At 64.0% G+C, this 12,812-nt stretch carries 11 protein-coding genes and 1 tRNA gene; 4 read left to right on the forward strand and 8 right to left on the reverse strand.

Features of this window, described 5'->3' with window-relative positions; all coding sequences use genetic code 11:
* On the reverse strand, nucleotides 1-594 hold a 594-nt coding region (locus tag APH30_RS22250), incomplete at its 3' end, for an APC family permease (protein ID WP_156326606.1).
* 445 nt (nucleotides 595-1,039) lie between these two features.
* Between APH30_RS22250 and APH30_RS22255 the strand changes: the two genes are divergently transcribed.
* Nucleotides 1,040-2,548: a YdgA family protein gene (locus APH30_RS22255; protein WP_054913783.1), complete on the forward strand. Its 1,509-nt coding sequence runs from the start codon at nucleotides 1,040-1,042 to the stop codon at nucleotides 2,546-2,548.
* 231 nt (nucleotides 2,549-2,779) lie between these two features.
* A complete protein-coding gene (nadA, locus tag APH30_RS22260; RefSeq protein WP_009684090.1) occupies nucleotides 2,780-3,838 on the forward strand; it encodes a quinolinate synthase NadA in 1,059 nt (352 codons plus the stop codon).
* A gap of 259 nt (nucleotides 3,839-4,097) precedes the next feature.
* Here the strand turns inward: nadA and APH30_RS22265 are convergent, their stop codons facing one another.
* The 3 genes from APH30_RS22265 to APH30_RS22275 form a co-directional block, all read right to left on the reverse strand.
* The gene (locus APH30_RS22265) at nucleotides 4,098-5,069 is read right to left on the reverse strand and encodes a magnesium and cobalt transport protein CorA (RefSeq protein ID WP_009684091.1); all 972 of its coding nucleotides are present in this window, start codon (nucleotides 5,067-5,069) and stop codon (nucleotides 4,098-4,100) included.
* Nucleotides 5,070-5,133: 64 nt separating this feature from the next.
* Nucleotides 5,134-5,853, reverse strand: coding sequence for a 1-acyl-sn-glycerol-3-phosphate acyltransferase (locus APH30_RS22270; RefSeq protein WP_029885635.1), 720 nt, complete (start codon nucleotides 5,851-5,853; stop codon nucleotides 5,134-5,136).
* Nucleotides 5,854-6,004: 151 nt separating this feature from the next.
* Complete coding sequence (locus APH30_RS22275; RefSeq protein WP_054913784.1) at nucleotides 6,005-6,694, reverse strand: crotonase/enoyl-CoA hydratase family protein; 690 nt, start codon at nucleotides 6,692-6,694, stop codon at nucleotides 6,005-6,007.
* A 198-nt stretch (nucleotides 6,695-6,892) separates the two neighbouring features.
* On the opposite strand from APH30_RS22275, the gene APH30_RS22280 reads away from it, so the two are divergent.
* Nucleotides 6,893-6,982, forward strand: a tRNA-Ser gene (locus APH30_RS22280).
* 124 nt (nucleotides 6,983-7,106) lie between these two features.
* Here the strand turns inward: APH30_RS22280 and APH30_RS22285 are convergent.
* The 3 genes from APH30_RS22285 to APH30_RS22295 all read right to left on the reverse strand — a co-directional run bounded on the left by APH30_RS22285 (nucleotide 7,107) and on the right by APH30_RS22295 (nucleotide 11,479).
* On the reverse strand, nucleotides 7,107-9,239 hold the full coding sequence (locus APH30_RS22285) for a TonB-dependent siderophore receptor (protein ID WP_054913785.1): 2,133 nt from the start codon (nucleotides 9,237-9,239) through the stop codon (nucleotides 7,107-7,109).
* Between the two features lie 174 nt (nucleotides 9,240-9,413).
* The gene (locus APH30_RS22290; RefSeq protein WP_054913786.1) at nucleotides 9,414-10,607 is read right to left on the reverse strand and encodes an MFS transporter; all 1,194 of its coding nucleotides are present in this window, start codon (nucleotides 10,605-10,607) and stop codon (nucleotides 9,414-9,416) included.
* Nucleotides 10,608-10,729: 122 nt separating this feature from the next.
* Nucleotides 10,730-11,479, reverse strand: a complete 750-nt coding sequence (locus APH30_RS22295; RefSeq protein ID WP_009685217.1) for a 3-oxoacyl-ACP reductase family protein — start codon at nucleotides 11,477-11,479, stop codon at nucleotides 10,730-10,732.
* Nucleotides 11,480-11,597: 118 nt separating this feature from the next.
* On the opposite strand from APH30_RS22295, the gene APH30_RS22300 reads away from it, so the two are divergent.
* On the forward strand, nucleotides 11,598-12,533 hold the full coding sequence (locus tag APH30_RS22300; protein ID WP_054913787.1) for a LysR family transcriptional regulator: 936 nt from the start codon (nucleotides 11,598-11,600) through the stop codon (nucleotides 12,531-12,533).
* 6 nt (nucleotides 12,534-12,539) lie between these two features.
* On the opposite strand, the gene APH30_RS22305 is transcribed toward APH30_RS22300, so the two are convergent.
* A partial coding sequence (locus APH30_RS22305; RefSeq protein WP_177333774.1) for a GreA/GreB family elongation factor occupies nucleotides 12,540-12,812 on the reverse strand: 273 nt, incomplete at its 5' end.

A 12,812-nucleotide genomic window follows, 5' to 3' on the forward strand; every position in this document is an offset into this window, starting at 1 on the left:
CTGGGTCTGACCGTCGGCGAACGGGATCAGGCTCCAGGCCGTGCCAAGCCCTTCACCGTGGTGTAGGCCACGCACGCACAGATAGATGAACACGGCGATGATCGCCACCTGCACGCCCACGAACAGTAGGTTGAAGTGCGCCACCAGGTTCACGCTGCGCATGTTGATCAGGCTGATGAGGGTCACGAAAGCGGCTACCCACACCCATGCGGGTACTTCCGGGAACATCGCCGAGAGGTACAGCTTGGCCAGCAGGGCATTGACCATTGGCAGCAGCAGGTAATCCAGTAACGACGACCAGCCGACCAGGAAACCCACGTGCGGGTTGATCGCGCGCTGGGTGTAGGTATAGGCCGAACCCGACTGCGGGAAGCGTTTCACCAGGGTGCCATAGCTGACTGCGGTGAACAGGATGCCGGCCAGCGCCAGGATGTACGCGCTGGGCACGTGGCCGGCGGTTATCCCGCTGACGATGCCGAAGGTGTCGAATACCGTCATCGGTGTCAGGTAGGCCAGGCCAATGATGATCACGTGCCACAGGCGCAGGGTTTTGCGAAGTTGGCCGTTGCCGGCAGCGCTAGGGTCATGCTGCATGCTGGCATGGCTCCTGTTGCTGGGCGCGAACGGCGGGCACAGGGTATGGCGCATGCGGCAAGGGCGAGCGGGTGGGCTCCATGTTGTTCACCTTTTATGTTGGAGCAGCGGAAGGCGCGAGGGGCGCGCAAAGTGGTGAAAATAAAAAACGATGGGTAGGTGGGTGTCAAGTTAAACATGACAAGACGTTACGGCATTGAAATATTTATCGATATTAAGTGGATTTTGTTCGGTTTTTACGCGGTTTTTTGCGGTTCTGATCAATTTGTGTGTTCGAAAAAATCAACGATTCGGCCGTGGGGTCAATCGGTTTGTCAGATGCTTCCGAAAGGCAGGATTTCGGCACTTTGGCCTGCGTCCCGTGCCTGCGGGGGTGATATTCTTCGTACTCTGTGTGGCCCGTGGCCGCCTACCCAGCCCTTACGGACAGCAATCGGTTCAATTCATGAAGAAATCAGTTGGCATTCTTTCCGGCCTGGCGGTTGCCATCGCCGTCGCAACCACCGCTGGCGCCTGGTACACCGGCAAGCAGTTGCCAGCCGAGCTGGACAACGCGCTTGCCCGCAGCAACGCCGAGCTGCAAAAGGCCCTGGTCACCACCGGTGGCAGCCTGCGTATCGAGCGGGTGTCGCTGGAGCAGCACTTCTTCAGCAGTACTGCCCAGTACCGGCTCAAGGCCCGCGACATCAACGTGGGTGAAGGCGAGGTGATCAACTTCGACGTGGGCGTGACCGACCACATCGAGCACGGCCCATTCCCCTGGTCGCGGGTCAAGGCGCTGAAGCTGGTGCCGGTGATGGCCGTCAGCAACAGCACGTTGCAGAAGGACGATGCCGTCGCGCCTTGGTTCGACGCTGCCGGCGGCAAGGTGCCGCTCAGCGCGCAGACCAGCCTGGGTTACGGGGGGGATGTGGTCAGCCGGATTCAACTGGCGCCGCTCAAGCTCGACAAGGCAGACGGCAACCGCCTCGATTTTTCGGGGATGCAACTGGAGGTCAGTGGCGACAAGGACGGCAAGGCCTCCAAGTTCCACGGCCATGCCGACCGTTTGCTGATGAAGCTGGTGAACGACGACCAGCCACCGGCCACATTCGAGCTTCAGGGCCTCAAGCTTGGTGGCAACCTGGCGGCCACGCCGTACGACAATATCTACGTGGGCAACGTCGACCTGTTGTTGGCCGAGGCCAAGGTCACGCTAGGGCCAAAACAGCAGGTCCTGCTGGTCAAGGGCGTGGAGCAGTATGCCCTGCAGAGTCTTGAAACCCCCGACACCGTGGGCGGCCGCGTGGAGTACAAGGTCGGGGACATCAGTTGGGACGGCCGCGCGGTGGGCAAGGCGCAAATGGCGGTAAGCATCACCTCGGTCAATGCCCCGGCGCTGCAGGCCTTGTCGAAGTGGTACCAGTCGCACCTGCCGGAGTTCGAAGCTGCCGCTGCTGCCGGCCAGCCTGTGCCGCAAATCCAGATGGACGACGCTGAAAAGGCCCGCTTCCAGGGCGACCTGCGGCAACTGCTGGCGGCCAGGCCCAAGGTGGCGGTGGAAAACCTGTCGTTCAAGACCGCCAACGGCGAGAGCCGCTTCAACCTGGCGATGGACTTCGCCGCGCCGGCCAGCTTCGACCTGCCGCCGGACCAACTGAGCAAACAGGTCGTCACCGAGGTGAAGAGCAAGCTCTCGCTGTCCAAACCCATGATTGGCGACCTGGCGACACTGCAAGCGCTGCTCGATGGCCAAACCGATGCCCAGGCGATCGCCATGCAGTCGGGGCAGGCCGGGGAGATGGTCGGCATGATGGCCGTGCAGAGCGGCCTGGCCACCGTGCAGGGCGATGATGTGGTCAGCAGCCTGCACTATGCCGATGGCATGGTCGATTTCAATGGGCAGAAGATGACCGTGGAAGAATTCGCCATGCTGATGGCCGCGCACCTCGCAGCGCTGTCGCCGCGGGGGTGATCGTTATCCGGCGCTGGTCTCCTGGTGGCTTCACCCGCGAACAGGCCAGCGCCGGCAACACAAAAACCCCTTTAGTAATCGCTGGATTCTCTGTAGCCTTCGGCCTCCGATAATAATCCGCGCCCGCAGAGGGCCGTGGCGGCCTGCGCCGTCCGGCACCCTTAGCCGATCTGTCAGGGCCGGGTGATACACTCGATTTGATGCGCACGCGCGCTTGCAGGTCCAGCGATCATGACCCAGATTTCCGAACGCCTGTTGGTTCAGGCCCACCTCGACGCCAAGCAGCCCAACCCGCTGACAGCCGAGCAGGAGGCCGAATACCGTGCGGCCATCGCTGCCGAGCTCAAGGCCCAGAACGCTGTGCTGGTCGCCCATTATTACTGCGACCCGGTCATTCAGGCGCTGGCCGAAGAAACCGGCGGCTGCGTGTCCGACTCGCTGGAAATGGCCCGCTTCGGCAAGAACCACCCCGCCGAAACGGTGATCGTGGCCGGTGTGCGCTTCATGGGCGAAACGGCAAAAATCCTCACCCCGGAAAAGCGCGTGCTGATGCCGACCCTGGAGGCCACCTGTTCGCTCGACCTGGGCTGCCCGGTCGAAGCGTTTTCGGCGTTCTGCGACCAGCACCCGGAGCGCACCGTGGTGGTGTATGCCAATACTTCCGCTGCGGTGAAGGCCCGTGCCGACTGGGTAGTGACCTCCAGCTGCGCACTGGAAATCGTCGAAAGCCTGATGGACAACGGCGAAACCATCATCTGGGGCCCGGACCAGCACTTGGGCCGTTACATCCAGAAGCAGACCGGTGCCGACATGCTGTTGTGGGACGGTGCCTGTATCGTCCATGAAGAATTCAAGTCGCGCCAGTTGGCCGACATGAAGGCGTTGTACCCGGACGCCGCCATCCTCGTGCACCCCGAATCACCCGAAGCGGTGATCGAGTTGGCGGATGCGGTGGGGTCCACCAGCCAGTTGATCAAGGCCGCGCAGACCTTGCCGAACAAGACCTTCATCGTTGCTACCGACCGCGGCATCTTCTACAAGATGCAGCAGTTGTGCCCGGACAAGGTATTCGTCGAAGCGCCTACTGCCGGCAACGGCGCCGCCTGCCGCAGCTGCGCGCACTGCCCGTGGATGGCCATGAACACCCTCGAGCGCGTGCTGCACTGCCTGCGCAATGGGGGGGATGAGATTTTTGTCGACCCCGCGTTGGTGCCCAAGGCGATCAAGCCATTGAACCGCATGCTGGACTTCACCCAGGCGGCGCGGCTCAAGCTTTCCGGTAACGCCTGAGATTGCCGGAGGCCGCTCGGCGGCCCCAGCACAGCCACCGCGCCGCCTGCTTCTTAAAGCTCACGCTACCGATGTAGGCGCAACTGTCTTTCTGAAAAATTGAAAAGCCTGCGCGATTCATTGTGGGAGCGGGCTTGCCCGCGAAGCAGGCGACGCGGTGTCTGGCACCGGCTCCGCCGGTGTTCGCGGGCAAGCCCGCTCCCACACCGGCAACGCCGGTGCCCGTAGCGGCATTGTGTCGCGATGGACCTCAAGCGGCCTATAGCCAGCCCGACCTCTTGAAACTGGCATACAACCCGGTACACCCCGCAGCAATCACCCCCAACACCGCAAAATAGCCGTAATGCCAGCTCAGCTCCGGCATATTCTGGAAGTTCATCCCATACACCCCGGCGATCGCCGTGGGGAACGCCAGGATCGCCGCCCACGCGGCAAACTTGCGTTGCACGATGCTTTGCCGTGACGACTCCAGGAACATGCCGATCTCGATGGTCTGGCTGGCAATGTCGCGAATGCCCGACAAGTCCTCCATCTGCCGTGTGACGTGAATTTGCACATCACGAAAATACGGGCGCATGTTCTTGTCGATAAACGGGAAGCTCAGGCGCTGCAGCTCTTCGCTGACCTCGACCATGGGCGCCACGTAGCGGCGCAGGCGCAGGATATCGCGGCGCAGGCTGTGCAGGCGGCGAATGTCGTCCTCTTGCAGTGAGCCCCCCAGCACGCTCTGCTCCAGCGCTTCGATCTCGCCATGGATGGCTTCGCTGACTGGCTGGTAGTTTTCGGTGACGAAGTCGAGCAGGGCGTACAGCACGAAGTCTTCACCGTGCTCCAGCAGCAAGGGCCGCGCCTCGCAGCGCTGGCGCACCATGGCATAGGATTTGGAGTGGCCGTTGCGGCAGGTGATGATGTAGCCGTTGCCGGCGAAGATGTGGGTTTCGATGAACTCCAGCTTGCCTTCGTGACGTACCGGCGAGTATGTGACGATGAACAGCGCGTCGCCGAATGTCTCGAGCTTGGGGCGGCTGTGCTTTTCCAGGGCATCCTCAATGGCCAGTTCGTGCAGGTTGAACTGGCATTGCAGGGTGGCCAGCTCCTCGGCGTTGGGCTCTTCCAGGCCGATCCAGACAAAATGCCCAGGCTTGCGTGCCCACTCGCTGCCCTCGTCGATGCTGATGTTGGTGACCTTCCGGCCGGCGCTGTACACCGCTGACGCCACTACTCGACCCATGGTTGCCCGCTTATTCCGGTTGAACACGGTTCATAGCTTGGGCTGTAGACGGCAGAAGAGCAACCTAGCCCTTGCCCAGTTCCCCTTCCATGCGCTCGATGCACTGTTGCATCTGCACACGGCACTGCTCCACCAGTGCTGGCAGGTCCTGCTGGGTCAGGCCCGCGGTGGCAATGGGAGGCAGCGAGCGCACGATCACGGTGCGGCGGCGCCAGCTGTTCAGGCTCAGGCGCCGGGCATAGCGGCTGACGCACACTGGCACGATCGGCACGCCGGCCTCGATGGCCATGTGAAACGCGCCTTTCTTGAACGCCAGCAACTGCTCGCCGGCATTGCGTGTGCCTTCGGGGAAAATCCAGATAGAGGTGTCGTTCTGCAGCACCCGGGTGGTCTTCTGCAGGGCCTTGCGCGCCTGGTAGGCATTGTTGCGGTCGACCAACACGTTGCCGCCCAGCCAGAACAGCTGACCGAACAACGGTATCCAGCCCAGGCTTTTCTTGCCGATGGCGACCGTGCGCTGCGGCACCACTTGGCCCAGCACGAACAGATCGAAGTTGGACTGGTGGTTGGCCACGATCACGCAACCGGGCGGTTGGTCCCACAGCGGGCCGACCTCGGCCTTGACCTTGATGCGCAGCAGCCAGGTGGCCGGCCGGCTGTAAAGGCGGGCGAACAGGCGGCTGTTGTCGGGGTTGAAGGGGCGGCACAGGCCAATGGCCAGGCCCAGGACGCCAACGGCGAGAAAGTGCAGCGCCAGCAGGAGCATGCGCAATGAATAAAGCATGGTACGACTCACACCAGACAGTCGCCGGGCAGTGTACGGCTGTGCACTGGTTGGGGCAAATGCCGGTGTCAGCTTGTGCTGGCCACTTCGCGGGTGAGCCCGCTCCTGCGCGGGAGCAGCGTACGCCTGCCCCGCGTCGCGGCCAGCAGGCTCAACCCATAGGCTGCTGGTCCAGTTGTATGGCGGTGTCCAAGGCCTCGAGCAGCCCTTTGCGCACCTTCAGCTTGGTGTTCTTGTGCGCCAGCATGTTCAGCTTCTTCAATTCCCGCGCCACGCTCAGCGCCGCTTCCTGCAGTTGTTCGGCAGGCACCACCTTGTCGAGGAAGCCGGCATCCACCGCCGCATGCGGGTCAAACACTTCGGCGTTGATCACCGACCGGTGGAAGGCCGAGCGGCGCAGACGGTCGCGGGCCAGTTCGATGCCCGCGTGGTGCATGGTCATGCCGATCTGCACTTCGTTCAGGCAGATCTTGTACGGCCCTTCGACGCCAATGCGGTAGTCGGCCGACAGCAGCAGGAAGGCGCCCTTGGCCACGGCATTGCCCGGGCAGGCGACCACCACCGGGAAGGGGTGAGCCAGCAGGCGGCGGGCGAGGGTGGAGCCGGCGGTGACCAGGCTGATGGCTTCCTGTGGGCCGCGGGTCATCACCTTGAGGTCGTAGCCGCCCGACAGAATGCCCGGCTGCCCGGTGATGATCACCACCGCGCGGGCCTCGGCGGCGCGGTCCAGCGCGGCATTGAACGCGCTGATGACCTCCGGCGAGATGGCATTGACCTTGCCGTTGTTCAGGGTCAGGGTGGCGATGCCGTCTTCGGCGTGGTAGGTAATCAGCTCGCTCATGGCAGAGTCCTTTTGTTGGCGTGGCACCGACGTTACCCAGCGCGATGGGCAAGGTAAAGCAGCAAGGCTGACTGGTCGGTCAGCGCCCAGCCGGGCTCTGGTGCAAATACATGAAAAAACTGAAAAAAATGCTTGCCAAAGGGGAGCGCTTTCACTAAATTAGCGCACCTCGACGGGCCGCAAGGCTTGAAGAGAAACGGTGAAGTGTCCGAGTGGTCGAAGGAGCACGCCTGGAAAGTGTGTATACGAGAAATCGTATCAAGGGTTCAAATCCCTTCTTCACCGCCACATTCTACGAAAAGCCCCCGCGCTGAAAAGCCCGGGGGCTTTTTGTTTCAAGGCCCATTGGGCCGGCTGCACAGCCCCTGTGGCAGCGGGCATGCCGGCGCTGGGCCGCAAGCGGCCCTGAATATCAGAAGCTGACCGAAGCTGACAGCCGGGCAGTGCGCGGCGCGCCCTGGAACAGGTAGTTGTCACCCAGGTAGTCGGCCACATCGCGCCAGTAACGCTTGTCGAACAGGTTGTCCACCGTCAGCCGCAATACCGTGTCATACCCCCCGACCCGTGTGCGATAGCGGCTGCCTACATCGAATACCGTGTACCCACCAACCGCCACATTCCCCGCCTGGCTCGCATACTTGCTGGCGCTGTAGCGTGCGCCGCCCAGCAACGCCAGGCCTGCGACCGGCAGGGTGTATTCGGCGTGCAGTGCTGCGCGCAAGCGTGGCACGTTGATCACCTGATGCCCTTCATAGTCGGCCGTGCCGCTGTCCTGCACCCGCGCCCGAATGGCCGCTGCGCTGGCTTGCACCTGCAGCCTGCGGGTCAGCCAGCCGCTGGCGCCCAGTTCCAGGCCGATGTTCTTCTGCTGGCCTTGCTGCACGTAAGTGAAGCTGCCGGCGCCGTCGGGGCGCGCATACTGATAGGCCTGGCGAAGCTGAAACAGCGCGGCGCTGAGGCTCAGCGCCTGCCAGTCGTGCTTGAGGCCCAGCTCCAGCTGGTGTGATGTTGTGGGCGCGAGGATTTCGGCGGCGTTGCTGGCGAACCAGGGCGCCGTCCCGCCAGCGGACAACCCCTTGGCGTAGCTGGCATATACGGTGGTCTCCGGCTGCGGCTTGTAGATGAGCGCAGCATTGGGCAGCAGTTGGTATTGGCGGGTATGGCGCCCGGCAACGCCGGTCTCGTCCCAGGTCTGTTCGTCCAGGCGTACCTCACGGGCACCCAGCACGGTTTGCCAATGCTCGTTGAAACGGATGCTGTCGCTGACGAACAGGCCGTACTGGCGGCTGTCCAGGCGGCGCTGGCTGGCGCCAAGCGGCTGGTCGGACGGCTCGAAAGCCGGGGCCCCGGTGTCGATGTTGCCGGTACCCAGCCAGGCGTTGTAATACGGGCGCTGGTCCAGCGTGCGCCGCTGGGCGCTGCTGCCCAAGGTCAGTTCGTGGCCCACCCCCAGGCCATCGAAGCGCCCGGTGAGCAAGGCCTGGGCCTCGTCGGTGCGGCGGGTGTCGTCTGGGCTGCGGTAGTCGTAGATGTCGTAATCGCCCGTGCTGCCGAAGTACGCGCCTTCACTCGAGCCCCAGGCAAACGCACTGTAGTCATCGATCACCACCTGGCTGCGCGAAGCGCTGAGGGTGCCGGTCCAGTTGTCGTTGAAGCGGTACTCGAAGCGCCCGCCCAGGTTCAGCGAGTCGGTCTGCACCGGCTTTGCCCAGTGCTGGTAGGCCAGCCGGTCATCCGGGTCGATGCCGTGCGGCACTGCGCTGCCGCCGAGCAACTGGTAACCGGGCACCGAGCGCTGTTCGCGGTGCTGGTATTCAGCGTCCAGCTGCAGGGTGGCGTCGGGGCTGATCTGCCAGTCGAAGGCCAGCGAGGCGAAGTCGCGCTGGCCATCAGCATGGTCGACGTACGAGCGCAGGTCTTCATGGGCCAGGTTGGCGCGCAGGCCGAACTGCTGTTCGCTGCCAAACCAGCCGCCAAGGTCGGTGGCCAGGTAGCGCTCGCCCTGTTCGTTGGTCGACAGCGTAAGGCTGCGCACCGCTTCAGTGCGCTTGGTCACGTAGTTGATCAAGCCGCCGGGGGCCGCTACGCCGCTCTGCAGCCCGGACAGCCCCTTGAGCAGTTCCACCTGCTGCTTGTTCTCCAGGGCCACGCTCTGTTCGCCGGCGATGGTCTGACCGTTGATGCGGTAGCTGCTGGCCGCGTTCAGCGCAAAGCCCCGCACATTGAAGTTTTCGTAGTAACCAATGGGGGCATAGCTTTCGCCAACCGACGCGTCGCTTTGCAGCACTTGGCTGAGCATGCGCACCTGGCGGTCTTCCAGCAGTGGCTGGCTGAACACACTGATCGAAGCCGGGGTGTCGAGCAGAGGGGCGGGCTGGAAGCCACCCACGGCAGCCTCGCTGGCCTGGTAGCCGTCGTTGGCGTAGGTATCGACGACCTGCACTGGGGCCAGCAGCACGCTGCCCTGGGCGAGCACGGCAGGGCACTGCAAGGCCAGGCCCAGGCCGAGCAGGCTCAGGGGCAGGCGGGGAGGACGCGGGGGCATGCGGGGGGCTCCTGAAGGCGCGACAGGCCGGCAAAAAGGCGGCATCTTACCAGCCGCCTTGACCCCAAGACGATCCACGCGTTGCGCCACGCTGTCAGGCAGATGCGCCTGGCCGTTGTGCTGGCGCCAGTTGCCGTCGATTGTCGACCAGGTATCGCTGCCTGTAACAGGCGCCTAGGCCGCCCCGGCGGAGGGGCGAGCTTCGGTTTTACGCGCGGCAAGCAGCCATGCCAGCAATGCCAGGGCGCCGATGACTAACCCTGCCGCGACGATGCCCAGCCAGCCTTGGCGCTGGTACAGCTGCGTGCCTAACAAAGAGCCTAGCGCCCCGCCAATGAAGTAGCAGGTGATATACCCGGCGTTGAGCCGGGTACGCGCTTCGGGCCGCAGGGCGATCACGGCGTTCTGGTTGCTCACGTGGACCAGTTGCACCGCCAGGTCGAGCATCAGCACGCCCAGCAGCAAGGCCAGCAGTGACTGTTGGGCAAACCCCAGCGGTACCCACGACAGCAGCAGTACCACCAGGCCCACGGTGGTGCCCAACTGGCCCTTGCCCCGGTCGGCCAGGCGCCCGGCCCAGTTGGCCGACAGTGCACCGGCTGCACCCGCCAGGCCGAACAGGCCGATCACCGCATCTGAATAATGGTAAGGAGGGTTTGCCAGCAGGAATGCCAACGGTGTCCAGAACAGGGCGAACAAGCTGAATGCCAGCAGGCCCAGCAGCGAGCGCAGGCGCAGTACCGGCTCTTCCAGGAACAGGCGGAACACCGAGCCGATCAGCGCCGGGTACTTCAGCCCGGCATGGCTGTGGTGTTGCGGCAGGCTGCGGTACAGCGCCACGGCGGTGATCGCCATCAGCACGGCGGCCAGCACATAGATGCTGCGCCAGCCGCCCAGTTCGGCCATGAAGCCGGCCGCGGTGCGCGCCAGCAAAATGCCCAGCAGCAGCCCGCTCATCAGTGTGCCGACCGCGCGGCCGCGCTGCTGCGGCTCGCTCAGCGAGGCAGCCATGGGCACCAGAATTTGTGCCACTACCGAGAACAGGCCGGTCAACGCCGTACCGAGGATCAGCCATGGCAGGCCAGGCGCACAGGCGCTGATGACCAGGCCGAGGGTGGCGATGACGGTCATCACGGTGATCAGCCGACGCTGCTCGAACAGGTCGCCTAGCGGTGCCAGCAGCAACAGGCCGGCGCCATAGCTGAGCTGCGCGGCAATCACGATGCTGCCGGCGCTGGCGGTGCTCAGGCCGAATTGCTGGGCAATGCTGTGCAACAGCGGCTGGGCATAGTAGTTGCTGGCCACGGCCAGGCCGGTGGCGGTGGCCATCAGCAGGATCAGGGTGCGGCTGAGAGTAGGGGCGGGCATGTGTTTCTCGTAGCGGGCAGGAGCAAGAAGGGGATTATCGGCAAGCACAGGGCACGGCACCAATGCATTTGCGGGGGCGGGTGGCGCTCGATCTACAGGGTGCCACCACACCAACCGCGCAATCAGGCGGCAAAGCCACCGTCCACCGTCAAGCTGGCCCCCGTGATATACCCCGCTTCAGGCCCGGCCAGGTAGGCCACGAAGCTGGCAATTTCGTCCGCTTCGCCATACCGCCCGATTGCCATCAGCGGGATCAGGCTTTCGGCGAATTCGCCGCTGGCCGGGTTCATGTCGGTGTCCACCGGCCCTGGTTGCACGTTGTTCACGGTAATGCCCTGCGGCCCCAGGTCGCGCGCCATGCCGCGGGTCAGGCCGACCAGCGCCGACTTGCTCATGGCATAAGGCGCGCCGCCGGCAAATGGCATGCGCTCGGCATTGGTGCTGCCAATGTTGATGATGCGCCCGCCCTGGCCCATGTACCGCGCCGCTGCCTGGCTGGCGACAAAGACACTGCGTACGTTCACCGCCAACGTGCGGTCGAAATCGGCGAGGTCGAATTCGGTCAGCGGCGCGACCGTCAGTACCCCGGCATTGTTGACCAGGATATCCAGCCGGCCGAAGGCCTTCACGGTGTCGTCCACGGCCAGCTGCACGGCGGCGGCATCGGCGCTGTCGGCGCGCAGGGCCAGGGCCTTGCCGCCGTTGTCGCCGATTTCCCGTGCCAGGTCTTCTGCCGGCCCGGCAGAGCTGACATAGGTGAAGGCCACTTGCGCACCCTCGCGGGCCAGGCGCCGCACGATAGCCGCACCAATACCCCGGGAACCGCCCTGTACCAGGGCCACCTTGCCTTCGAGTGTAAGTTGCTTGGACATGCTGATCTCCTGCTGGAAGCCAGGCTGGAATGCCTTGGATAGGCGCAGTATCGGCGCTTGATTACCTGCTGATAAGATGGCAATCACTATAAGCAGAGTAAACCTTTGGTTGCCAATCATGGCCATGGAATCGTTCAACGCGTTGGAATGCTTCATCCGCAGTGCCGAGGTGGGCAGCTTTGCCGAAGCGGCCAGGCGCTTGCGTATCACCCCCGCTGCCGTGGGCAAGCACGTTGCGCAGTTGGAGGCGCGCCTGGGGGTGCGGTTGTTCCAGCGTAGTACCCGCAAGCTGACCTTGACCGAAGCAGGGCAGCGTTTTCTTGGCGAGGTGAGCGACAGCTTTCGCACCATCCAGTATGCGGTGGCCAACCTGGCCAGTGCCGAAGGGCAACCGGCCGGGCTGCTGCGGGTCAGCATGGGCACGGTGTTCGGGCGTTTGTACGTGCTGCCCTTGCTGGGCGAATTTCTGCGCCGCTACCCCGCCATTACCCCGGACTGGCATTTTGATAACCGCCAGGTCGACCTGATCGGCCAGGGCTTCGATGCGGCCATTGGTGGTGGTTTTGAACTGCCGCCGGGGGTGGTGGCGCGCAAGTTGACCCCGGCGCACAGGGTGCTGGTGGCGGCGCCGGCGTACCTGCAGCGGCATGCGCAGATCGATGAGCCGCCCGTGTTGCAGCGCCATGACGGCATTCTGATCCGCTCGCCGCAGACCGGGCGGGTGCGCTCGTGGCCGTTGACCAGCCGCTGGCAGGGACAGCAGCCATTGCTCTTGCGCCAGACCATGACCATGAGCGATTCGGACGCTGCCTGCGCGGTGGCCGAGCAGGGGCTGGGGATTGCGCTGGTGAGTTTGCCGTTCGCGGTGCCCTACCTGCAGGCCGGCCGGTTGCAGCGGGTGTTGCCGGACTGGTATGTGGACGATGGGCATATCAGCCTGTATTTCGCCGAGCACAAGCTGTTGCCGGGCAAGACCCGTGCATTCGTCGATTTCATCGTCGAGCAGTTCGCCGAGCAGGGCCTGGCGGGGCGCTTCGATGCCCTGCAGTGTTAGTAGGCGTCAGGCAACATCAACGACGAACAGTACCTGCACTCCCAGGCTCACCTCATCGTCCACCCGCTTACCCAGCAACACTTGCCCCAGCGGCGAGCGCGGCGTGATCACTGTCACCAGCCCGTCTGCTGCGGCAATCTTCAGGCCGGCAGCCTCAGGCCCCAGAAACACCCGACGTTGTTCGCCGGCCTCATCCTCCAGGGTCACCAGATTGCTCACCTGCACCCCGCGCGCCGGGTCGTAGTCGCGCAGCAGCAGTTGCTGGTAAATCAGCAGCGC

The sequence above is a fragment of the Pseudomonas sp. NBRC 111127 genome (genome assembly GCF_001320345.1).
GTDB lineage: Bacteria > Pseudomonadota > Gammaproteobacteria > Pseudomonadales > Pseudomonadaceae > Aquipseudomonas > Aquipseudomonas juntendi.